Source organism: Pectobacterium aroidearum, assembly GCF_041228105.1.
Classification (GTDB): Bacteria; Pseudomonadota; Gammaproteobacteria; order Enterobacterales; family Enterobacteriaceae; genus Pectobacterium; species Pectobacterium aroidearum.
Genome location: NZ_CP166097.1, coordinates 2,139,257 through 2,165,654 on the forward strand (window position 1 = coordinate 2,139,257; position 26,398 = coordinate 2,165,654).

24 protein-coding genes and 1 other RNA gene are annotated in these 26,398 nt (G+C 53.1%); 14 read left to right on the forward strand and 11 right to left on the reverse strand.

Annotated elements, in window-relative coordinates; genetic code table 11:
• The first annotated feature begins 3 nt into the window (after positions 1-3).
• Positions 4-834 (forward strand): Sir2 family NAD+-dependent deacetylase, encoded by an 831-nt coding sequence (gene cobB, locus AB8809_RS09905; RefSeq protein WP_015840684.1) that lies wholly within the window; start codon positions 4-6, stop codon positions 832-834.
• A gap of 52 nt (positions 835-886) precedes the next feature.
• Positions 887-1,054, forward strand: coding sequence for a hypothetical protein (locus AB8809_RS09910; protein ID WP_180777893.1), 168 nt, complete (start codon positions 887-889; stop codon positions 1,052-1,054).
• 355 nt (positions 1,055-1,409) lie between these two features.
• Here AB8809_RS09910 and AB8809_RS09915 read toward each other — a convergent pair whose 3' ends face one another.
• Entirely contained in the window at positions 1,410-2,126 is a 717-nt protein-coding gene (locus AB8809_RS09915) for a Crp/Fnr family transcriptional regulator (protein WP_349856083.1), read from the reverse strand.
• A 116-nt stretch (positions 2,127-2,242) separates the two neighbouring features.
• Here AB8809_RS09915 and AB8809_RS09920 point away from each other — a divergent pair, with 116 nt between their 5' ends.
• From AB8809_RS09920 to AB8809_RS09960, 9 genes are all read left to right on the forward strand, one after another.
• Positions 2,243-2,584 carry a cupin domain-containing protein gene (locus AB8809_RS09920; RefSeq protein ID WP_039532204.1) on the forward strand — a complete coding sequence of 114 codons (342 nt, stop codon included), beginning with the start codon at positions 2,243-2,245 and terminating at the stop codon, positions 2,582-2,584.
• A gap of 52 nt (positions 2,585-2,636) precedes the next feature.
• Entirely contained in the window at positions 2,637-3,401 is a 765-nt protein-coding gene (locus AB8809_RS09925) for a class I SAM-dependent methyltransferase (RefSeq protein ID WP_015840681.1), read from the forward strand.
• A gap of 136 nt (positions 3,402-3,537) precedes the next feature.
• On the forward strand, positions 3,538-4,575 hold the full coding sequence (gene btuC / locus AB8809_RS09930) for a vitamin B12 ABC transporter permease BtuC (RefSeq protein WP_349856082.1): 1,038 nt from the start codon (positions 3,538-3,540) through the stop codon (positions 4,573-4,575).
• Positions 4,576-4,626: 51 nt separating this feature from the next.
• On the forward strand, positions 4,627-5,178 hold the full coding sequence (locus AB8809_RS09935; protein ID WP_182100086.1) for a glutathione peroxidase: 552 nt from the start codon (positions 4,627-4,629) through the stop codon (positions 5,176-5,178).
• Positions 5,179-5,955, forward strand: a complete 777-nt coding sequence (gene btuD, locus AB8809_RS09940; RefSeq protein WP_349856081.1) for a vitamin B12 ABC transporter ATP-binding protein BtuD — start codon at positions 5,179-5,181, stop codon at positions 5,953-5,955.
• A 144-nt stretch (positions 5,956-6,099) separates the two neighbouring features.
• Complete coding sequence (locus tag AB8809_RS09945; RefSeq protein ID WP_219607087.1) at positions 6,100-6,576, forward strand: NlpC/P60 family protein; 477 nt, start codon at positions 6,100-6,102, stop codon at positions 6,574-6,576.
• 42 nt (positions 6,577-6,618) lie between these two features.
• Positions 6,619-7,635, forward strand: coding sequence for a lipoate--protein ligase A (locus tag AB8809_RS09950; protein ID WP_320704030.1), 1,017 nt, complete (start codon positions 6,619-6,621; stop codon positions 7,633-7,635).
• A gap of 138 nt (positions 7,636-7,773) precedes the next feature.
• The gene (locus tag AB8809_RS09955) at positions 7,774-8,499 is read left to right on the forward strand and encodes an EAL domain-containing protein (RefSeq protein ID WP_349856080.1); all 726 of its coding nucleotides are present in this window, start codon (positions 7,774-7,776) and stop codon (positions 8,497-8,499) included.
• Between the two features lie 186 nt (positions 8,500-8,685).
• Positions 8,686-10,137 (forward strand): protein adenylyltransferase SelO, encoded by a 1,452-nt coding sequence (locus AB8809_RS09960; RefSeq protein ID WP_349856079.1) that lies wholly within the window; start codon positions 8,686-8,688, stop codon positions 10,135-10,137.
• A gap of 18 nt (positions 10,138-10,155) precedes the next feature.
• On the opposite strand, the gene AB8809_RS09965 is transcribed toward AB8809_RS09960, so the two are convergent.
• From AB8809_RS09965 to AB8809_RS09990, 6 genes are all read right to left on the reverse strand, one after another.
• Positions 10,156-10,953 (reverse strand): heme ABC transporter ATP-binding protein, encoded by a 798-nt coding sequence (locus AB8809_RS09965; protein WP_349856078.1) that lies wholly within the window; start codon positions 10,951-10,953, stop codon positions 10,156-10,158.
• The gene (locus AB8809_RS09970; RefSeq protein ID WP_015840672.1) at positions 10,946-11,950 is read right to left on the reverse strand and encodes an iron ABC transporter permease; all 1,005 of its coding nucleotides are present in this window, start codon (positions 11,948-11,950) and stop codon (positions 10,946-10,948) included. Before AB8809_RS09970 ends, AB8809_RS09965 begins: the two co-directional genes overlap by 8 nt.
• Positions 11,947-12,765: a hemin ABC transporter substrate-binding protein gene (locus tag AB8809_RS09975; RefSeq protein WP_300992322.1), complete on the reverse strand. Its 819-nt coding sequence runs from the start codon at positions 12,763-12,765 to the stop codon at positions 11,947-11,949. Before AB8809_RS09975 ends, AB8809_RS09970 begins: the two co-directional genes overlap by 4 nt.
• Positions 12,762-13,814, reverse strand: a complete 1,053-nt coding sequence (locus AB8809_RS09980; RefSeq protein ID WP_015840670.1) for a hemin-degrading factor — start codon at positions 13,812-13,814, stop codon at positions 12,762-12,764. Before AB8809_RS09980 ends, AB8809_RS09975 begins: the two co-directional genes overlap by 4 nt.
• A 220-nt stretch (positions 13,815-14,034) precedes the next feature.
• Positions 14,035-15,081 carry a 3-deoxy-7-phosphoheptulonate synthase gene (locus AB8809_RS09985; RefSeq protein WP_349856077.1) on the reverse strand — a complete coding sequence of 349 codons (1,047 nt, stop codon included), beginning with the start codon at positions 15,079-15,081 and terminating at the stop codon, positions 14,035-14,037.
• 191 nt (positions 15,082-15,272) lie between these two features.
• Complete coding sequence (locus tag AB8809_RS09990; RefSeq protein ID WP_349856076.1) at positions 15,273-16,094, reverse strand: pyruvate, water dikinase regulatory protein; 822 nt, start codon at positions 16,092-16,094, stop codon at positions 15,273-15,275.
• A gap of 300 nt (positions 16,095-16,394) precedes the next feature.
• Between AB8809_RS09990 and ppsA the strand changes: the two genes are divergently transcribed.
• Positions 16,395-18,773 carry a phosphoenolpyruvate synthase gene (gene ppsA / locus AB8809_RS09995; protein WP_349856075.1) on the forward strand — a complete coding sequence of 793 codons (2,379 nt, stop codon included), beginning with the start codon at positions 16,395-16,397 and terminating at the stop codon, positions 18,771-18,773.
• 203 nt (positions 18,774-18,976) lie between these two features.
• Here ppsA and apbE read toward each other — a convergent pair whose 3' ends face one another.
• The 3 genes from apbE to ydiK all read right to left on the reverse strand — a co-directional run bounded on the left by apbE (position 18,977) and on the right by ydiK (position 21,637).
• The gene (gene apbE / locus AB8809_RS10000) at positions 18,977-20,023 is read right to left on the reverse strand and encodes an FAD:protein FMN transferase ApbE (RefSeq protein WP_349856074.1); all 1,047 of its coding nucleotides are present in this window, start codon (positions 20,021-20,023) and stop codon (positions 18,977-18,979) included.
• A 91-nt stretch (positions 20,024-20,114) separates the two neighbouring features.
• Positions 20,115-20,226, reverse strand: an RNA gene (gene rprA, locus AB8809_RS10005) — antisense sRNA RprA.
• 301 nt (positions 20,227-20,527) lie between these two features.
• Positions 20,528-21,637 (reverse strand): AI-2E family transporter YdiK, encoded by a 1,110-nt coding sequence (gene ydiK / locus AB8809_RS10010; RefSeq protein WP_043881786.1) that lies wholly within the window; start codon positions 21,635-21,637, stop codon positions 20,528-20,530.
• Between the two features lie 418 nt (positions 21,638-22,055).
• Here ydiK and AB8809_RS10015 point away from each other — a divergent pair, with 418 nt between their 5' ends.
• On the forward strand, positions 22,056-25,109 hold the full coding sequence (locus AB8809_RS10015; protein ID WP_349856073.1) for an FAD-binding and (Fe-S)-binding domain-containing protein: 3,054 nt from the start codon (positions 22,056-22,058) through the stop codon (positions 25,107-25,109).
• Positions 25,109-25,525: a 1,4-dihydroxy-2-naphthoyl-CoA hydrolase gene (gene menI / locus AB8809_RS10020; RefSeq protein WP_015840663.1), complete on the forward strand. Its 417-nt coding sequence runs from the start codon at positions 25,109-25,111 to the stop codon at positions 25,523-25,525. The genes AB8809_RS10015 and menI overlap by 1 nt, the downstream gene beginning before the upstream one ends.
• A gap of 80 nt (positions 25,526-25,605) precedes the next feature.
• On the opposite strand, the gene AB8809_RS10025 is transcribed toward menI, so the two are convergent.
• Positions 25,606-26,007: a hypothetical protein gene (locus tag AB8809_RS10025; protein ID WP_015840662.1), complete on the reverse strand. Its 402-nt coding sequence runs from the start codon at positions 26,005-26,007 to the stop codon at positions 25,606-25,608.
• Positions 26,008-26,398 lie beyond the last annotated feature (391 nt).

Here is a 26,398-nt window from a genome sequence, read left to right on the forward strand (position 1 = left end):
CGTATGTATACGCGTCAACGATTAGGGCGTTTTCATAAGGGAAAGCGTATGCGGCAACAGCGTCTTCGTGCGCGTATTTTCCATCGTGATTATCTGGCAGCAAGCGAAGTGAAAAAACCGCGCGTGGTGGTACTGACGGGGGCTGGTATCTCAGCGGAGTCGGGTATTCGTACCTTTCGCGCTGCCGATGGCCTGTGGGAGGAACACCGCGTCGAGGATGTCGCCACGCCGGAAGGCTTTCAGCGTAACCCTGAGCTGGTGCAGGCGTTTTATAACGCTCGTCGCCGTCAGCTACAGCAGCCGGAAATTGTGCCAAATGCCGCACATCTGGCATTGGCCAACCTGGAAGCGATGCTGGAAGATAACTTCCTGCTGATTACGCAAAATATCGATAACCTGCATGAGCGTGCCGGTAGCCAGCGTGTCATTCATATGCACGGTGAGCTGCTGAAAATACGCTGTAGCCAAAGTGGACAGATCGTTGAGTGGACGGACGATCTCGCCGTCGGTGAACGCTGCCACTGCTGTCAATTTCCCGCGCCTTTACGCCCGCATGTAGTGTGGTTTGGTGAAATGCCGTTGCACATGGACAAGATTTACCATGCGCTGTCGCAGGCAGATTACTTTATTGCGATTGGCACATCGGGGCATGTGTATCCCGCTGCCGGTTTTGTCCATGAGGCTCATTCGCACGGTGCCTACACGCTGGAGCTGAATCTGGAGCCCAGCCAGGTAGAAAGCCAGTTTGATGAAAAAATCTACGGTCCCGCCAGTACAGTCGTGCCAGAGTTTGTCGCGGCCTGGCTGACGCGTGGTCAAAGCATCAAGTTTTAAACGCCAGCAAAAAGTGAAAACGTCATGAATCGTATGAGGACGACGTTTTCTCTTGTTTATTTCTATCGTTGCCGCAGCAGCATTCGTCAAGCTGATCGAATGGCAACATGGCGGTGTGGTTAAAGAAACAATATTCACTCTCGCTACAGCGAGCATGAGCAGCGGTGTCTGTCGGCGAGGCCGCCTGTGGATGCCGTGGCTGTTGGCTGTCATGGCGTGACGATGTTCCATGAAGAGATAAGGTTCGTCGGAAAAAGTCCAGCATAGCGTTACCCTCACGGTATCTCATCACGATAGGCATGAGATAATTATGTTAATGAGAGCTATTCTCATTAATGTAAGCTAAGCGTAGTTGATAATTCGGTGATGAGGGAATGACAATTGTCAAAATGTATATACTCGTCATACTTCAAGTTGCATGTGCGTTGGCTGCGTTCACTCACCCGAATCACTTACTTGAGTAAGCTCATCGGGATTCCTTCCCTTGCCGCCTTCCTGAAACTTGAATTATTTAGAGTATAACCACCGTTGTTCTATCCACCCGTCATGCCTGAATCGACAAAGACTTAGAACGATCAGAATGTCCGTCTGGCCTCGGCCGCCAGTTCTTTCAGATAATTCAGATCGCACAATTCCACCTGATGGCCCCGATAGGTAATGTAGCCTTGCCGCTTCCAGTCGGACATCAATCGGCTCAATGTTTCACCGCGCATCCCTAATGACGTTGCGAGCTGCCCTCGGCTCACCGGTAATGTCAGTTGCTGCGTTTGCTGAATGTGGTGCTGCCGCAGCAGATAATCAGCCAGACGCTGTGGCGCGGAGCTGGATGTCAGCCAGTCGATTTGGTTGATCGTCGAATAGAGTTTTTTGCCCAGATAGTTGAGCAAACGCAGCGCCAGTTCCGGGCGCTGCAAACAAAACTGGTGAATATCATGCCGTGGAATCATCAGCGTATGGCCATCGCTCAACGCGCGGATATTCATCGGGAAACGGCCGTGATCCATAAACACCGCCGCGATGGCGACAAACTCACCGCGTTCAAATTGCCCGAAGATCTTTTCATCCCCGCCATAGGTATGGCGAAAAGCCTGCAACTTTCCCGTTTCAACCAGCAAACAGTGCTGCATTTTGTCGCCTTCGCGAAACAGGACGTCATCCTGCCGGAAAAACAGGCGCTCGCTTTTTGCCAATAACTCACACACCACATCGCTGGGTTCACCGCGCATCCAGTCATGCTGAAACAGCACCTCACCGTATTCGTCGGGCGACAGCGCCTTTTTGACAAATGTCATTTGCCCTCCCAGAGGCTGGTATTACCATCAAGCCAGTAAATGAAAATAATAATCACTTGCATGGATTCGGCAAGCAAAATCACGGCATGCCGAATCGAGAATAGCGGAGCGTTTCTATGAAAGAAAATACCCTTCCGGCGGCACAGGCGCTGGTTCTCCATGAGTTGATTACCCCAACCGAACACGGTATCGCCAGCCGCGTATTGGCTCGTACCGACGGCGGCAATGTCACGTTGTTTGCTTTCGATCAGGGGCAGGGGTTGAGTGAACACAGTGCGCCTTATGATGCACTGGTTATGGTGCTTGAAGGTGAATTATTGCTGACGATCGGTGGCGAACCCGTTGTCGCGCAGCCTGGCACGTTGGTGCGTATGCCAGCCAATATCCCACATGCCGTTGATGCGCAGCAGTCGTCGCGTATGTTGCTGACCATGTTGAAGACGCTGAAAACGAACTAAACAGCTATTTCATAAACGGCTAACGCGATAAACAGAATTAAGGAGTGACAGTATGAGCGATCATGAAGCAGGGCATAAATTTTTAGCCCGATTGGGGAAAAAACGTCTGCGTCCCGGCGGCAGAAAGGCGACCGAGTGGCTGCTCAGTCAGGCTGGGTTCCGGCAGGACAGCGTCGTGCTGGAAGTTGCCTGCAATATGGGCACTACGGCGATGGAGATCGCCCGTCGTTTTGGCTGTCAGGTCATCGGTGCGGATATGGATAAAGCCGCGCTAGAGAAGGCGCAGGAAAATGTCGCGGCGAACGGTCTGGCTTCGCAGGTCACGATTATGCAGGCGAATGCGCTGGAACTGCCGTTTCCCGATAATCACTTTGACGTGGTGATTAACGAAGCCATGTTGACGATGTATGCCGACAAGGCCAAGAGCCGGATTATTGCTGAATATTATCGCGTGCTGAAACCGGGTGGCCGCCTGATTACTCACGATATCATGCTGCTCTCCGAGAAAGATACCGGGGCATTGCAGGCGGTGGAACAGATGCACAAAGCGATCAACGTACATGCTCAGCCGATGCTGCGTGAGCGCTGGGTGACGCTGTTTCAGGAGTGTGGTTTTAGCAAGGTTAGCTACGATAACGGTGCAATGACGCTGCTGACGCCACAAGGGCTGATTTATGATGAAGGTTTGGCTGGCGCGGCGCGCATCGTAAAAAATGCACTGAAGAAAGAAAACCGTGGCATGTTCTTCAACATGTTTCATACCTTCCGCCGCAATCGCAACCAGCTTAACTATATTGCGGTATGCAGCACGAAGTAGCGTTCATATTCATTTTGATTGCATTGCGATAACAAGGAAAAAGCGTGTAAGGCGGGCGAAATCGTTTAACATACGTGACAGGACGTTATCTTAACTGCGCTTTTTCATTGCGCTGGATCCCTTGTTACGGTGAACAATGCAGCCATTATCGCCGGGTGATATCCCGCTAAAGCACGCGACGCAGTTGCCTCACTACAGCCAGCTAAAACAACAGCAGTACAGACGCGATCGTCGGAGTCTGGTACTGCTGTTGGCGTTTCTCGCGCTTACGCTGGTCGTCAGTTTGTGTGCCGGGGAACGCTGGATTTGGCCGACGGCCTGGCTGGATGAGGCTCAGCAACTCTTTGTCTGGCAGTTGCGTTTGCCCAGAACGCTGGCCGTGATGCTGGTGGGGGCCAGTCTGGCAATGTCGGGCACTGTGATGCAGGCCGTCTTTGATAATCCATTGGCGGAGCCGGGGCTGCTGGGTGTGGCGAACGGCGCAGGCGTGGCCTTAGTGCTGACGGTGCTGCTGGGGCAGGGACTGCTGCCCGTCTGGACGTTAAGTCTGAGCGCGATAGCTGGCGCGCTGCTGATTACCTTTCTGTTACTTCATTTTGCCCGTCGTCATATTTCCAATACCCGTCTATTACTCATCGGCATTGCGCTCGGCATTATCTGTAGTGCGGTGATGACCTGGGCCGTCTATTTCAGTACCAGTCTCGATTTACGCCAACTGATGTACTGGATGATGGGCGGCTTCAGTGGCATTGACTGGCGGCACGGCTGGCTGATGTTGGCGCTCTTGCCGCTGTTGCTGTGGTTAAGCCGTCAGGGGACGGTGCTGAACGGGTTGACGCTCGGCGAGATTCAGGCGCGTCAGTTGGGCATTCCGGTCTATCGCTGGCGCACGATTCTCGTGCTGGTCATGGGCGTACAGGTTGGGCTGAGCGTGGCGCTGGCTGGCATCATCGCGTTTATTGGCTTGGTGATCCCGCATATGTTGCGGCTGTGCGGGTTGACCGATCAACGTTATTTATTGAACGGCTGTGTGTTGGCTGGCGGCGGGGTTCTGCTGCTGGCGGATACGGTCGCGCGCGTTGCGCTGAGTGCAGCTGAGTTGCCGATAGGCGTGGTTACCGCTACGCTGGGATCGCCATGGTTTATCTGGCTGTTATTACGTAATCGGTTGTAGCGATATGTCTTGTTTTATCCATTCTTATTGATCATTAAAGGGAGCAAAACGATGAGCACTGAAATCTACGCTATTCCACTGACTACTATCGACGGGAAAGCGACAACGTTTGAGGCGTTTAAAGGGCAGGTTGCTTTAGTCGTCAACGTCGCCTCTCAATGCGGCCTGACGAAGCAATACGACGCGCTGGAAAAACTCTATGAAACCTATCGTGACAAAGGCTTGGTCGTGCTGGGATTCCCCTCCAATGAATTTGCCGGTCAGGAACCGGGGTCGGAAGCAGAGATCCAGGCGTTCTGCCGTGGGACGTTTGGCGTTCAGTTCCCGATGTTCAGCAAGATTGAAGTGAATGGCGAGAATCGTCATCCGCTGTACCAGTTGTTAATTCGTGAACAGCCAGAAGCCAACGGAACCTGGAAAAGTGACTTTTTTGCGCGTTTGGTCAATAAGGGACGTAAGCCTAAGAACCCGGAAGACATTCTGTGGAATTTCGAAAAATTCCTGGTAGATCGCGAAGGGCGTGTGATTGATCGCTTTGCGCCGGATATGGCACCTGACCATGACACTATCGTGAAAGCGATCGACGATGCGCTGGCAAAATAATTGACGCAACAGACTTCTCCGGTATTGGAGCTGCGACAGGCTGGTGCCTCGCCGCGTTTGTCACCGACGACGGCGGAGTGTCGTCGCGGTGAACTGCTGCATATCATTGGCCCGAACGGCGCCGGAAAGAGTACATTGCTGGCAAGGGCGGCGGGGTTGCTGGCGGGAGAAGGCGAAGTCTTGCTGGCTGGCACGTCGCTGTCGCAGTATACGGCGGCAGATTTGGCCATACGGCGTGCCTATCTGGCACAGCAGCAACCGCCGCTGGCGCTGATGCCGGTATTCCAATACTGGCAACTGCATCAACCGCCTCTGGCTCAGGAATACGCGGTTGAAAAAGTAGTGCATCTTCTGGCGGAACGCCTGATGTTAACCGACAAGTTGGCGCGTCCGCTTACGCAACTGTCGGGGGGCGAGTGGCAGCGCGTTCGGCTGGCGGCGGCGCTGTTGCAGATTTGGCCGACCCTCAATCCGCACGCGCGTCTGTTGCTGCTGGATGAACCGACCAATAGCCTTGATGTGGCGCAGCAGGTGGCGCTGGATGCGTTACTGAGTGAACTCTGCCGTTCTGGCATCACGGTTGTGGTTTGCACACACGACCTGAACCACAGTGCCCACCATGCGGATCGCGTATGGCTATTGTCGGCAGGCGCTCTGGTGGCTCAGGGCGAAACGGCCGAGGTCATGCGGCCGGAGGTGCTGTCCCCAGTATTCGGTGTCGCGTTTCAGCGGCACGTGGTCGATGGTAAAAACTGGATCATCACTCGTAGTGCCTGATGCCGAGAGAAAATCTGCGTCGTTAGAAAATAGGAAAAATCGCCTTTACTTGCCAGTCACCCCGATTAAACGCTAAATTAATCCAATACCTAGCATTTTCAAACGCCAGAGGTCTATGGCCTGAGCGGTTTTATGGTAATTGCGATGATACGTTTACGACACGCTTTGATTCTCGCCAGCCTGATTTTGGTCGGTTGTAGCAGTAGCCGGCATAATAATCCGCCGCCGAACGCGCGTCTGAGCGATTCGATCATGGTGATGGTGCAGCTAAACGATCAACTGGGACAATGGTACAGAACGCCTTATCGTTATGGCGGGCTGGATCGTAATGGTGTCGATTGTTCCGGCTTTGTCTACCTGACGTTCCGCGATAAATTTGGCATGCAGCTGCCGCGCACCACCGAAGAACAAACCGAATTGGGCGAGCGCATTGATCGCGAGAATCTGTTACCGGGCGATTTGGTTTTTTTCAAAACCGGCAGCGGTAGCAGCGGGTTGCACGTCGGTATTTATGACAAAGACGACCAGTTTATTCATGCCTCCACCAGTCAGGGCGTAATCCGTTCGTCGTTGGATAACGTGTACTGGAAACGGGCTTACTGGCAGGCTCGCCGCATCTGATTTTCTCCCTTTATTTAGTGTACTTACAGCACGGAGCTGCTCATGTCCTCTCTGCGTTTATTGATCTCTGACTCTTACGATCCCTGGTTTAATCTGGCCGTTGAGGAATGCATCTTTCGCCAGATGCCCACTACGCAGCGGGTGTTGTTTTTGTGGCGTAATGCGGAAACTGTGGTCATTGGTCGTGCCCAAAACCCGTGGAAAGAGTGCAATACGCGGCGGATGGAAGAGGATGGCATCAAGCTGGCACGACGCAGCAGCGGCGGCGGGGCGGTTTTTCACGATCTCGGGAATACCTGTTTTACCTTTATGGCGGGCAAACCGGAGTACGATAAAAGCGTCTCAACGCAGATCGTTCTGGATGCACTCAGTGCTCTTGGGTTAAAAGCCAGCGCGTCAGGTCGCAACGATCTGGTGGTGGAAACCGCAGACGGTGTGCGCAAGGTGTCCGGTTCTGCCTATCGCGAAACGAAAGATCGCGGCTTTCATCACGGCACGCTACTGCTAAACGCAGACCTCAATCGTTTAGCCGATTACTTGAACCCAGACATTAAAAAACTACAGGCAAAAGGGATTACGTCTGTGCGTTCTCGCGTTGCCAATCTGGTGGAGTTGCTGCCTTCTGTCGATCATCAGGTGATCTGTCAGGCGGTGACGCAGGCCTTCTTCGATTATTTCGGCGAACAGTGCGAGCCGGAAATTATCTCGCCTTCTGCTTACCCCGATTTACCGGGGTTCAGCGAACAGTTTGCGCGTCAAAGTAGCTGGGAATGGAATTTCGGTCAGGCGCCGGACTTCTCGCATTTACTTGATAACCGATTTACCTGGGGCGGGATTGAATTGCATTTTGATGTGGAACGCGGCGTGATTGTCCGCGCGCAGGTTTATACCGATAGCCTGAACCCTGCGCCGTTAGAAGCACTCGCTTGCGCATTACAGGGAACGGTATATCGCCCGGAAAATATGGCGGCAACGTGTCAGGCATTGATTACCGCTTTCCCTGAACAGCAAAACGAATTGCAGGAACTGGCTGAGTGGCTGGAGCAGAGTTTGCGTTAAAACGTGAAATTCGCTGCTAAATGAGTCCTGTTGCATGGCAGAAAGACGCTTTTCGTGCGTTATGCGAATAAGCGCTGTAGATTCATCTATAATAATAACGTAATGTGATTATTATTAATCTCCATGCAGTACAGGATCATGCGCATCCACCTTGCTGTTGACTACACCAGTGACTATGTTTTCTGGCCGATATTCAGGTTGGATGGAACGTTGCTGGCAGTCGAAATGATAAGCCATTTTAATGGTCTTTCGGGCAAGCTGAGCATGCCTGCCGATATTCTTCTCATGCAATTAAATCCACGCCAGAAGCATGATTTGGTTCATGAACAGCTGCTTTTTATCAAAGAAAAATCCGCATGGTTTATCGATAACCACATTCAATTGGTGCTGAAGGTGGGGCGTGAAATAGCAGAAATTTTAATCAATTCTGAAGTGCTGCGCGGCGAAATCAAACGTCTCGACTTTGTCCTGTTGGAAATTAATGAGTTTTTCCCGCAGCTCTCGCAGGGAAAAGAAAACGCCATGTTGCTGAATCTGAGTCAGGCCTTTCCTTTATGGCTGGATAATTTTGGTTCTGGAAAGACAACGCTTAAGCCTTTGTATGATGGCCTGGTACAAGGTGTAAAGTTGGATCGCCAGTTCATTGGGCAACTTTTATCGCGTCCGGCAAATACGTTGATGATGGAGCCGTTGCTGCGGACGATTAAAAGCAGCTATTCAGGCATCAGCATTGTCGCCAAGGAGATCGACACCGTGGCGATTCTGAACACAATGAGACTACTGGACATTGATGCCGTTCAGGGGCAAATGTGGCCTGCCGTACATTTTGACGAACTTGAGCCACACACGGCGCTTATTGGCTAATTCAATCGGTCTAACTACTTTTCGGATGTGAGGTTTTTTTGGATCTCGCTTGTGAAGCGAATACCCTTATGTTTCCTCCGTGTTAATTTCATTACCATCCCTCTACACTTTCTGCATACCCGTTAGTCGATGTGTGGTGAGCGTGTGGCTCTCTTCACCTGAACAGGGTGGTATTAGGGAGACAAGATGCAGCAGACACCGTTATTCAAAAATCACTATTTTCACCAATTGCCGGGGTTCTATACCGCGCTACAGCCCAAACCGCTACATGGTGCGCGCTTGCTTTACCATAGCGAGGGGTTAGCCGCCGAACTCGGTTTGTCTTCTGACTGGTTTACGCCAGAACAGGATGCCGTTTGGAGCGGCGAGCGTTTGTTGCCGGGAATGGAGCCGCTGGCGCAGGTGTATAGCGGCCATCAGTTTGGCATGTGGGCCGGCCAATTGGGTGACGGGCGCGGCATCCTGCTGGGAGAACAACAGCTGGCAGATGGTCGCAGCATGGACTGGCACCTGAAAGGCGCAGGGCTGACGCCGTATTCGCGCATGGGGGACGGTCGTGCCGTGCTGCGCTCGGTGATACGCGAATTTCTGGCCTCGGAAGCGATGCACCATTTGGGGATCCCCACTACGCGGGCGTTGACGATTGTCACCAGCACGCATCCGGTACAGCGTGAGCAGGAAGAAAAGGGCGCCATGCTGATGCGCGTAGCGGAAAGCCATGTGCGTTTCGGCCATTTTGAACACTTCTACTATCGCCGTGAGCCGGAAAAGGTGCGTCAACTGGTGGAGTATGTCATTGCCCGCCACTGGCCGCAGTGGGAAAACGATGAGCGTCGCTATGAGCTGTGGTTTGGCGATGTGGTAGAACGTACCGCCCGTCTGATTACGCACTGGCAGGCGGTGGGGTTTTCACACGGCGTGATGAATACGGATAATATGTCGATTCTGGGGCTGACCATCGACTACGGTCCTTATGGCTTTTTAGATGCCTATCAACCCAACTTTATTTGTAACCACTCCGATCATCGCGGGCGCTATGCGTTTGATAATCAGCCTGCGGTGGGGCTGTGGAATCTACATCGTCTGGCGCAGGCGCTGTCGGGGTTGATGGATACCGACACGCTGGAGCGCGCGCTTGCCCGCTATGAACCGGCGTTGATGCAGCATTATGGCATGCTGATGCGCGCCAAGTTGGGCTTGTTTACCGCGAGCGCGGAAGATAATGACGTACTGGTCGGGCTGTTACGTCTGATGCAGCAGGAAGGCAGCGACTACACCCGCACGTTCCGTTTGCTGGCAGACAGTGAAAAGCTGGCATCGCGTGCGCCGCTCCGTGATGAGTTTATCGACAGAGCAGCGTTCGATAGCTGGTTTGCGACCTATCGCCAAAGGCTGATGCAGGAAGAGCAAGGTGATGAAGAGCGACGTCGGTTGATGAATACGACGAATCCGAAATTTATTCTGCGTAATTATCTGGCGCAAATGGCGATTGAACGGGCTGAAAACGATGACATCAGCGTACTGGCACGTCTGCATCAAGCTTTGTGTCAGCCGTTTGACGAACAGCCGGATAAGAACGAACTGGCGGCGTTACCACCAGAGTGGGGCAAACATCTGGAGATTTCCTGCTCCAGCTAAGCCGGAGCAGGGGGATGGCTATTGCCGCAGGTAAACCTGAGGAAGGGGATAGTCAGGGTGTGAACCGACGCTGAGATCGGCGCGATACCAGTGGGTCAACGTCTCCGCCTGCAGCACCTGTGCGGGCGTACCCTGTGCGACCAGTTTTCCTTCGTGTAACAACAGAATGCGATCGGCATACAGCGCCGCCAAATTCAGATCGTGCAGGACGCAGCATACGGCTAACGGCTGTTCACGCGTAAGCTGCTTGAGTAGCCGCAAGAGATGCTGCTGATGGTACAGATCCAGCGCCGACGTGGGTTCATCGAGAAACAGCCAACCCGGCGTCGGTTCTGGATGCCACAGCTGCGCCAGCACGCGAGCGAGCTGTACACGCTGCTGCTCCCCGCCGGACAGGTGGCGATAGTCACGCGCAGCCAGTTCCAGACAGCCCGTTTGCGCCATGACCTGCTGAATGACGTCATCATTTTTCGGATAGCCCCCATGCGGGGAACGCCCCATCGCGACGACATCCCGCACGCTAAATGCAAACGCCATGCCGCTATGCTGACGCATCACCGCGCGTGTTTTTGCCAGCGCGCCGGGCTGCCAGTGTGAAAATGGCTGTCCGGCTAACAAGCACTCGCCGTCATCGGGCGTCAAATAACCGGTCAACAAACGGAGCAGGGTCGACTTTCCCGCGCCGTTGGGGCCGATAATTGCGACGATTTCCCCACAGTGCAGTTCCAGAGAAACATCATCCGTCAGATAGCGACCGTTGGTCTGAAAGCGTAGATGGCGCGCGACTAACGTCTGGTCAAACGCGGAGTCAGTCATTGCCACGTCCTTTATGCTGAACGATCAGCCATAAGAAATACGGCCCGCCAATCAGGCTGCTTAACAGCCCAACGGGCATTTCTGCTGGCGCAAGCAGCGTGCGTGCCAGCGTATCGGCAAACAGGAGCAGACAGGCACCGCCGAGAATAGAACCGGGAAGGAGCCAGCGATGATCGGCACCCAGATGCAAACGTATCAGATGTGGAATGATAAGCCCGACAAACCCGATCACGCCGCTCACCGCCACTGCGACACCTACCAACAGCGAGCTGAGCAACAGAAGAATATGCTTGGTACGCCTCACGTTGACACCGAGGTAGTGCGCTTCTTCATCCCCGAGTTGAAGCAGGTTCAAACGGCGTGCGTAGTACAGCGTCACGATCATGGCGGGGATGGTCAGCGTACTGGCAACCAGCAACATCGGCCACTGTGCCTGTCCGAGACTGCCCATGCCCCAGAGTGAAAACTGGCGCAACTGTTGGTCGGTGCTGATGTAGGTCAGGACACCGATCAGCGCGATACACAGCGCATTGAGCGCGATGCCTGCCAACAGCAGTCGCGTTAATCCACCTTGTTCGGAACGGCTGAGGATGAAAATGATGGCGGTAACCGCCAGACTCCCCGCAAAGGCGGCAAACATCGGACTGTAAAGTGCCAGCAGTGGGGGAAGACCAAGCGGTAGCACGATAGTCAGCGCCACGCAGAGTGCGGCACCGCTGCTGATGCCAAGCAGGCCGGGATCGGCAAGCGGATTACGAAATAATCCCTGCATAATTGCGCCGGAACAGGCCAGCGCGCCGCCGACGAGTATCGCCAGCAGTACGCGAGGAACGCGGATATTCAACCAGATATGCCAGATCGGATCGTCAAGCGGCGTTTGCCATAACATTTTGAGCGAGAGGGTCAGTGCGCCCATGTTGGCGGCACCGACCATCAGTGCCACCATCAGTAACAGCAGTGCGAGCAACCACGTGCGCGGGTGAAACCGTGACGTCATTTTATCGCTTCGGCTGTCTGGCGCAGCGTTGCCATTAGCGCTGGGGTGTCGAGCGTAAAGCCGAGCATTGCCATGTCATCGACGACGAGCAGGCGTTTCTGCTTGCCAGCAGGCGTCAGTTCCAGACCGGGTAATTTCCAGACTTGCGCTTCACCACCCAATGTTTTCAGCCCCTGACTGGAGATCAGAATCAGGTCCGGCGCACTGGCAACCACGCCTTCTTGCGACAGCGGCTGGTAACGCTCAACGTTTTGCATGGCATTCTTTAATCCCGCGCTGCGGATAATCGTGTCCGCCGGGGTATTTTTGCCTGCCGCCAGCGCGGTCATGCCGCCGTGGCTGAGAACGAACAGCACATTCACCGGCAGCGGGGCGTTTTTTACTGCCGCCAGTTGCTGTTGATAGGTTTCCGCCAGCTTTTTACCTTCCGTCTCTTTCCCCAGCGCCTGTGCGATGACGCCGATTTTTTGCGGCACAACATCCAACGAAGGCTGAGCAGGAACGTGAACGACTTTGGTACCGCTGCTGGCAACCTGCTGCAGAATGAGAGACGGCTGAGACAGATCGCTGGCGACAACCAGAGACGGTTTCATTGCCAGAATGCCTTCGGTATTGAGCTGGCGCATATAGCCGACATCAGGCAGCTTCTTCACCGCTTCCGGGTGCAGGCTGGTGCTGTCTCGCGCAACCAGATCTTTCTCTGCGCCCAGCGCATAGATGATTTCCGTGACGTCACCGCCGATAGACACGATACGTTCGGCAGCAGACACCCCCAGTGGGAGTGTCAATAGCAGGGGGAATAGCCAGTTTTTCATGCAGCGAGATCCTTATGCGGTTTCAGGGCATCGATTTGATTACGCCATTGCTGTTGTTCCGGCGTTCCTTCGGTACGTTGCCCGAAGAGTTGTGCAATTTGAGAGCCGTCTGCGGCATAGAGTTCGAGGCTGGTCACGACACCATCGACCGTCGGTTTACGCGTCACCCAGCTTTCAGCAATCGCGTCTTCGATCAGATGCAGAGTAAAATCTTTATTAAAGATGTTAATCCATTCCGCGTGTTGTTCCATACGTTCTACGCGCTCGAGTGTGCCGGTGAAAATTTGTACACAGCCACGGTTGCCGACAAATACCATGATTTCGTTTTGATCTTCACGCGCGGCAAACAGGATCTGTGACAGCGCATCGTTGTCTACTCGGTAGGCCAAATCGTCAGCGACCGAGTTAAACGCCTGCTGACGCGTCAGGTTATAGCGCTTGAGCAGGATGAAGAAATCATGCACATCCTTCATCGCACGCCAATCTGCTTCAAACTGAGGATTATGGGCGATGGCCTGTTCGGCCGCCGTGCCATTGCCTGCCGGACGAAGTGCCAATGCGGGGTTTTCGCTGCTGGTGAATTTCTCAACGAATAGCTGCCAGGCGGCCATATCCGTGGTGTCGGTCGTGTAGACCTTCAGAATCGCATCGCCCTGATGATCGAAGAATTGAATGCTTTGACGCTCTCCGCGCGCGGTGTTTTCACGCAGCGCAAAGGCTGAAGCCCATTGAGAGAGGAATAAACGCAGATCCAATCCGCGCGGGTTGAGGATAAGGCCAGCATGTCCATCCAGCGTCTGGTTTTGATAATAGCCAGTATGCTCATGCACGGCGTACTCGTTGCGCGTGATCGACTTGGTATTACCAACCTGCTCCAGCGCGCTTAACCAGACTTTAGCATCACCCTGTAGGCGTTGCGCATCGTGTCCGACACGGGCGTGAGTCAGTTCCGCTTCGCTGATGCCGAGTAGCGCAGCTAGATCGCGAGCATATTTACGCGGATGTTCAACTTTAGCCTGGAGGTATTGTTGGTAAATAGACGTCTGCATCTCGTTCGTTCCCTTAATCGTTGTCGTATTGATTATAGCAATGAATGAGAATCATTTTCATGTAACAAAAACGCAACCTCAAGTGAAGTTTTCTTAATAAGTGGAATAAGAGAAATCGTAAGAGGAATTTACGTGCTGCGAAAGTGTGAGAGAGGCGGCGGGAAAAGAGGAAACGGCTGGCACACGACCGGAGAAGGTGAGTGTGCCAGCGCGTATCGGATTAGAAACGGCTGTCGACGGCGTCTGCCAGACGAGCCAGCAGCGTTTCGGTGTCCTGCCAGCTCAGACAAGGATCGGTAATGGATTGCCCATACGTCAATGCCAGAGGATTGATAGCAGGCTGGTTGCCTTCAATTAAGAAACTTTCCGCCATGATGCCCGCGATGGCGCGTGAGCCCGCACGAATTTGCTGGCAGATGTCATCGGCTACATCGAGCTGGCGACGGTGCTGTTTCTGACAGTTGGCATGACTGAAATCGATCACCAGATGCTCGGGCAGCGAGAACTCACGCAGATGAGCGCAGGCGGCAGCGATGTCTTCCGCGTGGTAATTCGGTTTTTTCCCGCCGCGCATAATAATATGACCAAACGGGTTGCCCTGCGTTTTGTAGACCGACATGAAGCCCTGCTTATCCGGCGAAAGGAACATATGCTGGGCACGGGCGGCACGAATGGCATCGACGGCGATGCGCGTGTTGCCGTCTGTGCCGTTCTTGAAGCCGACGGGGCAGGACAGCGCCGAGGCCATTTCCCGATGAATCTGGCTTTCAGTGGTTCTTGCGCCAATCGCACCCCAGCTAATCAGGTCGGCAATATATTGGCCGGTGACCATATCGAGGAATTCCGTCGCGGTTGGCAATCCGAGTTGATTGACGTCCAACAGCAGGCGGCGTGCAATCTCCAGCCCTTCGTTTACCTGGAAGGTGCCGTTGAGTGCCGGATCGGAAATGAGTCCCTTCCAGCCGACGACCGTGCGCGGTTTTTCAAAATAGGTGCGCATGACGACTTCCAATCGATCCTGATACTGCGTGCGCAGCGCAGCAAGACGGCGTGCATAATCTAGCGCACTGTCGGTGTCATGGATCGAACATGGGCCAATCACGACGAGAAGACGTGGATCGTGACCGGTTAGGATGACTTCAATTTTCTTGCGTGACGAGGTGACATTTTCGGCAACGGCAGGGGTGATCGGGAATCTGGCGAGTAACGTTTGGGGTGTAACCAGACTCTCGATGCGCGCGCTCCGCAGTTCATCTGTTTGTAGCATGTTTTGTCTCTGAATACGGTCAAGTCGAAAACCTGTCATCACCGAAAAAACATGGACATCCCGGTGTTTTCAGACAAGGTTTCCAACTAAAAGGTTGCTTCGCAGCGGCGAAATGCCGGGAAGTGATGGAGCACACAATAAACGAAATGGCGCACATTACAACCGCATTAGGACAAAAAATCTATCATGTACTAGTACATTCTTCGACTCATGCCAAGAATGTCGATGATTTTGGCGGAAATTTCCTCAACGGAATAATTGGTCGTATTGAGATATTTAATCTGGTGTTTGCGAAATAGCGCTTCAACTTCGCTGAGCTCCATGCGGCACTGGCGTAGTGACGCATAGCGGCTGTTTCCCCGGCGTTCTTCCCGAATGGCCGCCAGCCGTTCTGCATCAATGGTGAGTCCGAAGAGCTTGTGCTGGAAGAGCTTCAACGCATCCGGCAGGCGCAGGTTGTCCATATCATCAGCAATAAAAGGGTAGTTGGCGGCACGAATACCGAATTGCATCGCCAGATAAAGGCTGGTCGGCGTCTTGCCGCAGCGTGACACACCCAGCAAAATCACCTGCGCTTGATCGAGATTGCGCAGTGAAATGCCGTCATCGTGTGCCAGCGTGTAGTCGATGGCAGCGATACGGGCGTCGTATTTGCTCAGATTATTGGCCGTCAAACCATGAGTACGGTTAGCAACTGGCGTAGGCGGCGTGTTCAATTCTTCCTGTAAGGGTGCAACCAGCGCCTGTACGATGTCCTGGCAAAATCCTTCGCTACTGATAATAATGTTACGCACGGTCGGCGTGACAATGGAGTAAAACACTAGCGGACGCACACCGGTTTGCTGATACAACGTATTGATTTGTTCACACACGGCTTTGGCGCGCGCTTCACTTTCAACGAAAGGTAAGGTATAGCTAACTGTGTTCACGGGGAACTGGGACAACACCGCATGACCCAGTACTTCTGCCGTAATGGCCGTACCGTCCGAGACATAAAATACGCTTCTTTCCACATAACCCCCTTGTGATACTTCCGACAGCTCGAACACGTTAACCTCGTCAAAAATTGTGTTTTACGAATACTTTTATTAAAACACCATTTCATTATCTTTATGATAAAGAATGCTAATCTTCTACGATATTGGATTTTTACCGTGTTAGGCAATCATTCGCCGTGAAATCAGTTTTTTTTCATAGGTTGATCGATTCACCTGTCCATGTTCATCAAAACGCTATGCTAACCTGATTGCGTTGAGGCGATTCTCAACCGAACTCTTTCATACCCTAATTGTATGCAGAAAGGATTATTTTCGATGTCCAATAACGGCCCTGATTTGCGTAATGTCCTTTGGTATAACCAGCTCGGTATGCACGACGTTGAAAGGGTGGGGGGCAAAAATGCCTCTCTGGGTGAAATGATCACCAACCTTTCAGGATTGGGCGTAGCCGTTCCCAACGGCTTTGCGACAACGGCGCAGGCGTTTAATGATTTTCTTAATCAAAGCGGGATTAACCAGCGCATTTATGAGCTGCTCGATCGCACCGACATTGACGACCTGAATCAACTGGCCAGCGCGGGTACGCAGATTCGCCAGTGGATTATTGATACGCCATTCCAGCCGGAGCTGGAGAAGGCGATCAGCGACGCCTATCAGCAACTGGCCGATGGCGAGAAAGACGCCTCGTTTGCTGTGCGTTCTTCCGCCACCGCAGAAGATATGCCGGATGCGTCTTTTGCCGGCCAACAGGAAACTTTCCTGAATGTGCAGGGTATTGATGCTGTGATGGTCGCGGTGAAGCACGTGTTTGCGTCGTTGTTTAATGACCGCGCGATCTCCTACCGTGTGCATCAGGGCTACGACCATCGCGGTGTGGCGCTGTCGGCGGGCGTGCAGCGCATGGTGCGTTCCGATCTGGCTTCCGCGGGCGTGATGTTTACCATTGATACCGAATCCGGTTTTGATCAGGTGGTGTTTATCACGTCGGCTTACGGTTTGGGTGAAATGGTGGTGCAGGGCGCGGTGAACCCGGACGAGTTCTATGTCCACAAGCCGACCTTGCAGAACAACAAACCTGCGATTGTGCGCCGTAACATGGGATCGAAAAAAATCCGTATGGTGTATGCCGCGAGCCAGGAACATGGCAAGCAGGTACGGATTGAAGATGTGCCGGCAGAGCAAACGACGCGTTTCAGCCTGACGGACGACGAAGTGCAGGCGCTGGCGCGTCAGGCACTGCTGATTGAAAAACATTACGGCCGCCCGATGGACATCGAGTGGGCGAAGGATGGTCACACCGGTAAGCTCTACATCGTGCAGGCGCGCCCGGAAACGGTGCGTTCCAACGGTCAGGTGATGGAGCGTTACCACCTGCCAGCCAGCGGTACGGTGCTGGTGGAAGGCCGTGCGATCGGTCACCGCATCGGTGCGGGTGAAGTCAAAGTGATTCAGGACATCAGCGAGATGCACCTGATCAACGCAGGCGATGTACTGGTTACCGACATGACCGACCCGGACTGGGAACCGATCATGAAGAAGGCGGCAGCGATTGTGACCAATCGCGGCGGACGTACCTGCCATGCGGCGATTATCGCGCGTGAGCTGGGCATTCCAGCCGTTGTGGGCTGCGGCGATGCGACCGAGCGTTTGCGCAAAGGGCAAAAAGTCACCGTTTCTTGTGCGGAAGGCGACACGGGCTATGTGTATCAGGATCTGCTGGATTTCTCCGTGAAGAGTTCACAGATTGATGAAATGCCAGCTCTGCCGCTGAAAATCATGATGAACGTGGGCAACCCTGACCGCGCGTTTGATTTTGCCTGCCTGCCAAACGATGGCGTCGGTCTGGCGCGTCTGGAATTCATCATCAACCGCATGATTGGCGTGCACCCGCGTGCGTTGCTGGAATTCGACCAGCAAACCCCTGAGCTGCAACGTGAGATCAAGACGCTGATGCAGGGCTTCGACGATCCGATCGAGTTCTACGTCGGTCGTCTGACGGAAGGGATCGCGACGCTGGCAGCCGCATTCTCGCCGAAGCGCGTTATTGTCCGCCTGTCCGATTTTAAATCCAACGAGTACGCCAATCTGGTCGGTGGCGAGCGTTATGAGCCGGAAGAAGAGAACCCGATGCTGGGCTTCCGCGGTGCGGGTCGCTATGTGTCGCCGGACTTCAAAGCCTGTTTTGCGCTGGAATGCGAAGCGGTTAAACGCGTGCGTAATGTGATGGGTCTGAAGAACGTGGAAATCATGATCCCGTTTGTTCGTACCGTGGCGCAAGCGGAATCGGTGATTGCAGAACTGGCGAATCAGGGGCTGCGTCGTGGCGAAGATGGTCTGAAAATCATCATGATGTGCGAGATTCCGTCCAACGCGCTGCTGGCTGACGAATTCCTGCAACACTTTGATGGTTTCTCCATCGGCTCAAATGACATGACGCAGCTGGCGCTGGGTCTGGATCGTGACTCCGGCGTGGTATCGTCGCTGTTTGATGAGCGTAACGATGCGGTGAAGGCGCTGTTGTCGATGGCGATCAAGGCCGCCAAGAAGCAGGGTAAATACGTCGGTATTTGCGGACAGGGTCCGTCAGATCACGAAGATTTTGCCCTCTGGCTGATGGAACAAGGCATCGATAGCCTGTCGCTCAACCCAGACACCGTGGTGCAAACCTGGCTGAATCTGGCTGAGCACAAGTAATTAGTTCGGTGAATGTCTGATATATAATCATCAGGCAACTGAAACAGTATTCACAGAATGAAAACGGTGGTAATGGAATAGAAGAGTAAAGCGTTTGCGCCATGGATGGCGCAATCCGAGCGTACAGGGATGTATTCACAGCGTCTTTACGATCTATCCATTACCACCGCTCGACCGCCGCTGATCGCAAGTCGTGCTGAAAATCACGGTGCCGCAATCAGGAAGGATTTAAACTGTGGCGTCATTACCGCGCTAAAACCCTTATCCGTTTTGGTAATCAGATAAACCGCTAGCCCCTGTTGTTCTGCCAGCTTCAACGCCTTCTCTGTTCCCAACACCATCAAACCGGTATCCCAACCATCCGCTTCCAGCGCAGTCGGCGCAATTACGGTCGCAGAAACCAACTGGTGAGTAATCGGTCTGCCCGTCTCGGGATCGATAACGTGAGAATAGCGTTTGTTGTCCTGCTCAAAATAATTCCGATAGCTGCCGGAGGTGCTGATTGCATAGCCCTGCAAATTCACCGCTGCCTGTGCCGCGTTTTCCTGGTCGGTTGGCTTCTGAATCGCCACGCGCCACGGCGTTCCTTCTGCATTTACGCCACGGCTGGAAATGGCGCCGCCGACGGAAACCAGATAATTGGTGATCCCTTTACGCGTCATTAACTGTGCGAGAACATCTGCGCCATACCCTTCGCCCAGCGTGGAGAGATCGACATACAAATCCGGGAGATCTTTCTGAATCCATTCTCCTTTTTCGTCGCCGATCAGTTTCAGGTGACGCACCCCAACGTTTTGCCGTGCGACATCGATCTGCTGCTGGCTGGGAATACGCGTAGGCTGTTTTTGCGGGCCGAACCCCCAGAGGTTAACCAACGGGCCGACGGTGATATCCATCGCACCGTGAGTGGCTTTACCGATACGCAGCGCAGCCAGAATAATATCCGCCATGCCGTTGCTGATAGGCTGTGGATCCGTTCCCCGATACTGATTAAAACGCGACAGCACGGAATCGTCACGGTAGGTGGAAATGTCGTTATTGGCCTGCTCCAGCAGGGCATCGATTTCTCGTTGCAACTGCGTTTTGTCTTCGGTGATGTCGCCGCTAATTTTTACGCTGTAAAACGTCCCCATCGTTTTACCTTCAATGGTCAACAAGGGGCGCTGTGCCGTTGGAGCTGGATTATCGCAGGCGGTCAGAAGACTGAATAAGCCACAGAGTAGTAATCTCTTCGCGGCGAGAGGCGTCATGAAAAACTCCTGAAAAACTGAACTGAGAGTAGGCAGACAGGAGAGTAACAAAAAAGGAATGACGCGTAATTGAATGGAAGAGAAATGAAAGGAAAAAAAAGGCCCATCTCAGGGGATGGGCAAAGACTACACACAGCAATTCGTTACTAACTCTGACGAGGAGGAAACCTCATTGACATACAGTAGGTTAATACTAGCTCCGGTATTAATCCTATGGATTATGCGCTATTCAGTCATTAAGAATCATCCTAATAGTTAATTATCTTTTAAGGTTTGGCTTCTCGGGATTTTGATATTGTCAATAATATTGATGCATTAGAGAAATGATATCAAAATTTTTAGGACTAATCCCCAAGAATAGAGGGTTAATCATTAGCTATTTTTACCTATTGAAAAAGTAAGGGAATAAATCGGTGCGAAGCAATTACGAAGCAATAATGCTGAGAATGAGCAATGCGTGGGCGGCACACCGCCCACGGGGAGGAGAAACGGTGTTTACCGTCTTTATTCTTTGTTGGGTTTGCTGGACGTATTAACGGAGAGGATGTTTTGCGGTTCGGGGATTTCACGCATCCAGGCAAAGAGCAGGCGATAGGAAACGGCGAGGACGACCGGACCAATAAATAAGCCAATCATGCCAAAAGCCAGCAATCCGCCAATGACGCCGGAAAGAATCAGCAGCATAGGAAGATCGGCACCCATCCTGATTAATACCGGGCGGATAATGTTATCGATTGTTCCAACGACGCAGCTCCAGACCAGCAGGATGGTGCCCCAGGTGTTATCACCCGTCCAATACAGCCAGATAATGGCAGGAATGAGTACCGGCAGCGGCCCCAACTGCGCCAGACAGCACAGAAACATCAGTACGGTTAATAGTGTGGTATAGGGAATCCCGGACAGTCCCAGACCGATTCCGCCTAACACCGATTGCACGATGGCCGTTACCACTACGCCCAGCGCAACGGCACGAATTGACTGCGCCGCCAGAATCACGGCGGCATCGCCGCGCTCCTGTCCCAGCCGGATAGCGAAATGCCGCACGGCTTTCGCAACGGCTTCTCCCTTGTAATACAGCAGGGCGCTGAAGATCAGCATCAGAGAGCAGTGCATCAGAAAACGCCCGACATGGGCGGCCTGTGCAACCAGCCAGGTTGCGGTTTTACCAAAATAGGGCTGCACTTTGGCAAATAGGCCGCTGCCGCCGCTTTGTAACAGCGCCTGCCAGCTGTTGAACAATTTCTCTCCAACTAAAGGAATTGACGTTAGCCATTCCAGCGTGGGCGGCGAAAAGTTTTCCTGCCGGGCTCCCCAACTCATTAACGCCGAGCTGTTATCCACCACGCTACTGACAAGCACGCCAATGGGGACAATAAACAGCAGAATGAGCAGCAGCGTCATAACGATGACGGCCAGAGAACGCCGACCCCACAATAACGCCTGAAATTTAATCAGCATCGGCCAGGTGGCAATGACCACCATACACGCCCAGGCAAATCCCAGAATAAAAGGCTGTACCACCCAAAAGCAGGCAATAATCATGATGGTAATAAACGCCAGACTGAACAGGATTCTGGCCAGATCAAATCGTGGTGGCTGAGAATATTTGCTCAACGAATCATTCCTCAATAGCAAAAGAAAAGGCTGAAGGCGAGGTAGCTTGGGTGACAACCTATTGTCACCCGTCATCATGAGATATTTCCGGGGGTTTTGACAGCCTGTTGAACATTTTGTTGGTGAAACGGCCATTAGCCAACACGCTGTATGTTTTTGCCGATCCGGGAGCGCACACGATTGCGAAATGTGATAAAACGTGATGTCCCCGATGAAAGGGCGGCTATATACAAATGCTAGTCACTTAAGCATGGCTTTAGGGGAAGCACTGTGATGAGGTTCCCGCAGGGATGCCTCACACCGTGGTAGCCCCGGTATCTCTATCCTTAAGCGATCAAGATTAGGCTATATACCGCGCTTCACAGGCATATCACGACATATTGGCAAACACATCATGTACGGACAGGGTCAAAAAATAATGATCCCACAGATCACGCAATCTCCCGGGCTGGTTCAGCCGGTGCTTAATTTTTTGGAAGCATTGAAGAAAAATGGATTCACGGGCGATACGGCGACCAATTATGCCGATCGTCTGACAATGGCAACGGATAACAGTATCTATCAACTTTTGCCGGATGCGGTGGTTTTCCCCCGTTCAACCGCTGATGTCGCGATCTTATCCCGCCTGGCGGGGGAAGCACGTTTTTCAGAGCTGACCTTTACTCCACGCGGCGGCGGTACGGGAACGAACGGGCAGGCGCTGAATCGCGGTATCGTGGTCGATATGTCGCGTTATATGAACCGCATTCTGGAAATTAATCCTGAACAGGGGTGGGTGCGTGTCGAAGCGGGCGTCATTAAAGATCAGCTTAACCAATATCTGAAGCCTTATGGCTATTTCTTTGCACCTGAGCTGTCGACCAGTAACCGGGCGACGCTGGGCGGCATGATCAACACCGATGCATCGGGGCAAGGTTCGCTGGTGTACGGCAAAACCTCAGACCATGTGCTGGGGCTGCGTGCGGTACTGTTAGGCGGCGAAATGCTGGATACGCAGGCGATGCCAGTGGAGCTGGCAGAGAAACTGGCGTTAGAAGATTCACCTATCGGTCGTATTTACCATACGGTGCTGCACCGCTGTCGCGAACAGCGCGAGTTGATCATCGACAAATTCCCCAAGCTGAATCGTTTTCTGACGGGTTACGACCTGCGCCATGTGTTCAGCGACGATCTCCGTACTTTTGACCTGACGCGTATTCTGACCGGCGCTGAAGGTACGCTGGCGTTTATCACCGAAGCGAAACTCGATATCACGCCGTTGCCAAAGATTCGCCGTCTGGTGAATATCAAATATGACTCCTTTAATTCAGCGCTGCGCAATGCGCCGTTCATGGTGGAGGCGAAGGCGCTGTCAGTTGAAACCGTGGACTCTAAGGTATTAAACCTTGCCCGCGAGGATATCGTCTGGCATTCCGTTAGCGAGCTGATTACCGATGTGCCTAATCAGGAAATGCTCGGCCTGAATATCGTTGAATTCGCGGGTGATGATGACACGCTGATTAACGGACAGGTTGACGCGCTCTGTCAGGGGCTGGATACGCTGCTGGCGAGCGGAGAAGGCGGGGTGATTGGCTATCAAACCTGTAACGACCTGGCCGGAATCGAACGTATTTATGCTATGCGGAAAAAAGCCGTAGGGCTGCTGGGCAACAGCAAAGGGCAGGCGAAGCCGATTCCGTTCGCGGAAGATACCTGCGTGCCGCCACAGCATCTGGCGGATTATATCGAAGAATTCCGTGCGCTGTTGGACAGCCATAATTTGACGTACGGGATGTTCGGCCACGTGGACGCCGGCGTGCTGCACGTTCGCCCGGCGCTGGATATGTGCGACCCGCAACAGGAAATGCTGATGAAACAGCTTTCCGACCAGATTGTCGCGCTGACGGCTAAATATGGCGGCCTGCTGTGGGGGGAACACGGCAAAGGCTTCCGCGCCGAATACAGTCCTGAATTCTTTGGGCCGGAGCTGTATGCCGAACTGCGCCGCATCAAGGCGGCGTTCGACCCTGATAATCGCCTGAATCCCGGTAAAATTTGTGCGCCGTTGGATGTCGAGGCGCCGATGATGAAAGTCGATGCGGTCAAGCGTGGCACGTTCGATCGCACGATCCCGCTGACGGTGCGCACAGCGTTCCGTGGCGCGATGGAGTGTAACGGTAACGGACTGTGCTTTAACTTTGATGCCCGTAGCCCAATGTGCCCGTCGATGAAAATCAGCGGCAACCGTATTCATTCACCGAAAGGCCGTGCCACGCTGGTGCGCGAATGGTTACGCCTGCTGGCGGAGCAGGGCGTCGATCCGGTGGCATTGGAAAAGGCATTGCCGCAGCAGAAGCTGAGCCTGCGCGCATTTATCCAGAAAACGCGCAATACCTGGCAGGCGAAGCAGGGGGATTACGATTTCTCCCATGAAGTTAAAGACGCGATGTCGGGCTGTCTGGCGTGTAAAGCCTGTTCAACGCAGTGCCCTATCAAGATCGATGTGCCTGGTTTCCGTTCCCGCTTCCTACAGCTTTACCACACGCGCTATCTGCGTCCGGTTCGTGATTATCTGGTTGCCGGTGTCGAAAGCTATGCGCCGCTGATGGCACGTAGCCCGAAGACGTTTAACTTCTTCCTGAAAATGCCGCTGCTGAATAACCTGAGCCGCAGCCAGATCGGCATGGTTGATTTACCGTTGCTGTCATCGCCGTCGTTGCGCCAGCAGTTTGCCGGGCATAGCGGCGTCAACACCACGCTGGAACAGTTGGAGCAGTTGCCGGAAGCGGCGCGCCAGCAATACGTGCTAATCGTGCAGGATCCGTTTACCAGCTATTACGATGCGCAGGTGGTGGCAGATTTCGTCCATCTGATTGAAAAGCTGAAGCTGAAACCGGTGCTGCTGCCGTTCTCGCCAAACGGGAAGGCGCAACACATTAAAGGCTTCCTGCAACGCTTTGCCAAAACGGCCTCGAAGACGGCAGATTTCCTGAACCGTGTCGCGAAACTGGGGATGCCGATGGTGGGCGTCGATCCGGCGTTGGTGCTGTGCTATCGCGACGAATACCGTGAAATTCTGGGTGAGAAGCGTGGTGATTTTCAGGTGCAACTGGTGCATGAATGGCTGGTGACGGCACTGGCCGACAGCACGCCGCAGCCTGCCACTGGCGAATCCTGGTATCTGTTGGGGCACTGTACGGAAACCACGGCGTTGCCGATTAGCACGAAACAGTGGGCCGATATCTTCTCGCGCTTTGGTGCCAAACTGGAGAATATCAGTGTCGGATGCTGCGGCATGGCGGGAACCTACGGTCATGAAACCAAAAACCTCGCTAATTCGCAGGGCATTTATGCGCTATCCTGGCAACAGGTGTTGCAGAAGTTACCTCAGAAACGCTGCCTGACCACGGGCTATTCATGCCGCAGTCAGGTGAAACGCATGGAAGGCAGCGCATTACGCCATCCGCTACAGGCCTTGCTGGAGATTATCTGATGTTATGGAAACGACAGGTTACGCTTGAGCAACTGAATCAACAAAGCCAGACGTGCATGGTTGGTCATGTCGGTATTCATTATACCCATATCGCGGATGATTCTCTGGAAGCGGTGATGCCAGTGGATGCTCGCACACGCCAGCCGTTTGGCTTATTGCATGGCGGCGCGTCCGTTGTGCTGGCGGAATCGCTGGGTTCCGTCGCGGGCTATCTGTGTTCTGAGGGCGATCAGCAGGTGGTGGGCCTTGAAATCAATGCCAACCATCTGCGAGCCGTGCGTGAAGGTGAAGTGCGGGGCGTGTGTCGTGCGCTTCACGTTGGCCGCCGTAGCCAGGTGTGGCAGATTGAGATTTTTGATAATCAGAATCGCCTATGCTGCATTTCACGTCTGACAACATCCGTTATTACGCCGTAAACATGAAGCGCTGAACCAGACTGCTGGCCGGTCTGGTTCTGTTTTTCTGGAATGGCATTATTTTGAAAAGATAGTGCTCTTCAGGGCAGAAAAGGCACGCGCTTAACGAAATCGGTCTGAAACGCGGTGGCTTTGTCCCATGAACCTTGCATGCTTAACTGATGGCAAATCGACTTCAGCGTGTTACGGGCAAAGTAGTAGCTTTGCACGCGAAAGAGATGGCAACGCCCTTCATTATTAATCTCTTTAATCAACCGATTATGCAACTTGACCAGCGCATGTAGATAGCTGTCGTCATCGCCGTTTCTCAGACAGAGTTCAACCATATCCATGCAGGCGTTATGATAGCGACGTAAATGGTCAATATTGCTTCCAGGCCGGTTCAGGCGAGCTTCCGCCATGTAAAAATCAACGGTGGCATCGCGAATCTGAAATTTATATTCGTCAATCTGGTGGTGCAGCCAGGCATTCACGGAAAGCATGGTGATCGATCCTGAATATCAAATGATAATCATTATCATATTGATAAAAAAGGCCACGATCAATGGGCAAAATGTGCTTTAACGCCAAAAAGTACGATCGGAAATCACATAAATCTTCATATACCTTCCCTGTTTTATAAATAGGTATCACCGATAAATGTTATAATAATGATAACGAGATGATAACTATTATCCGACCATAAGAGGTATGGGTAGGGAGTTTAATTCATTTATTATCAATTGGTTAGTTGATTTTTTGCGGCGTTGTTTGGCGAGCCCGAGACGTGTAAAATAACGCTATTAGCTCGCTAAAAACCGAAATGTTACGAATAGCCCTGCGAAACAAGAGGTTGAAGCTAGTTTCATTATCACTAACATTAGGGGAAACCAG

What these genes read in the sequence shown, in the direction of transcription:
- cobB (WP_015840684.1), top strand. Translation starts at nt 4, where the DNA reads ATGTATACGCGTCAACGATTAGGGCGTTTTCATAAGGGAAAGCGTATG.
- AB8809_RS09915 (WP_349856083.1), bottom strand. Translation starts at nt 2,126, where the DNA reads ATGACATTTGTCAAAAAGGCGCTGTCGCCCGACGAATACGGTGAGGTG.
- AB8809_RS09920 (WP_039532204.1), top strand. Translation starts at nt 2,243, where the DNA reads ATGAAAGAAAATACCCTTCCGGCGGCACAGGCGCTGGTTCTCCATGAG.
- AB8809_RS09925 (WP_015840681.1), top strand. Translation starts at nt 2,637, where the DNA reads ATGAGCGATCATGAAGCAGGGCATAAATTTTTAGCCCGATTGGGGAAA.
- btuC (WP_349856082.1), top strand. Translation starts at nt 3,538, where the DNA reads ATGCAGCCATTATCGCCGGGTGATATCCCGCTAAAGCACGCGACGCAG.
- AB8809_RS09935 (WP_182100086.1), top strand. Translation starts at nt 4,627, where the DNA reads ATGAGCACTGAAATCTACGCTATTCCACTGACTACTATCGACGGGAAA.
- AB8809_RS09945 (WP_219607087.1), top strand. Translation starts at nt 6,100, where the DNA reads ATGATACGTTTACGACACGCTTTGATTCTCGCCAGCCTGATTTTGGTC.
- AB8809_RS09950 (WP_320704030.1), top strand. Translation starts at nt 6,619, where the DNA reads ATGTCCTCTCTGCGTTTATTGATCTCTGACTCTTACGATCCCTGGTTT.
- AB8809_RS09955 (WP_349856080.1), top strand. Translation starts at nt 7,774, where the DNA reads ATGCGCATCCACCTTGCTGTTGACTACACCAGTGACTATGTTTTCTGG.
- AB8809_RS09960 (WP_349856079.1), top strand. Translation starts at nt 8,686, where the DNA reads ATGCAGCAGACACCGTTATTCAAAAATCACTATTTTCACCAATTGCCG.
- AB8809_RS09965 (WP_349856078.1), bottom strand. Translation starts at nt 10,953, where the DNA reads ATGACTGACTCCGCGTTTGACCAGACGTTAGTCGCGCGCCATCTACGC.
- AB8809_RS09970 (WP_015840672.1), bottom strand. Translation starts at nt 11,950, where the DNA reads ATGACGTCACGGTTTCACCCGCGCACGTGGTTGCTCGCACTGCTGTTA.
- AB8809_RS09975 (WP_300992322.1), bottom strand. Translation starts at nt 12,765, where the DNA reads ATGAAAAACTGGCTATTCCCCCTGCTATTGACACTCCCACTGGGGGTG.
- AB8809_RS09980 (WP_015840670.1), bottom strand. Translation starts at nt 13,814, where the DNA reads ATGCAGACGTCTATTTACCAACAATACCTCCAGGCTAAAGTTGAACAT.
- AB8809_RS09985 (WP_349856077.1), bottom strand. Translation starts at nt 15,081, where the DNA reads ATGCTACAAACAGATGAACTGCGGAGCGCGCGCATCGAGAGTCTGGTT.
- ppsA (WP_349856075.1), top strand. Translation starts at nt 16,395, where the DNA reads ATGTCCAATAACGGCCCTGATTTGCGTAATGTCCTTTGGTATAACCAG.
- apbE (WP_349856074.1), bottom strand. Translation starts at nt 20,023, where the DNA reads ATGACGCCTCTCGCCGCGAAGAGATTACTACTCTGTGGCTTATTCAGT.
- AB8809_RS10015 (WP_349856073.1), top strand. Translation starts at nt 22,056, where the DNA reads ATGATCCCACAGATCACGCAATCTCCCGGGCTGGTTCAGCCGGTGCTT.
- menI (WP_015840663.1), top strand. Translation starts at nt 25,109, where the DNA reads ATGTTATGGAAACGACAGGTTACGCTTGAGCAACTGAATCAACAAAGC.
- AB8809_RS10025 (WP_015840662.1), bottom strand. Translation starts at nt 26,007, where the DNA reads ATGCTTTCCGTGAATGCCTGGCTGCACCACCAGATTGACGAATATAAA.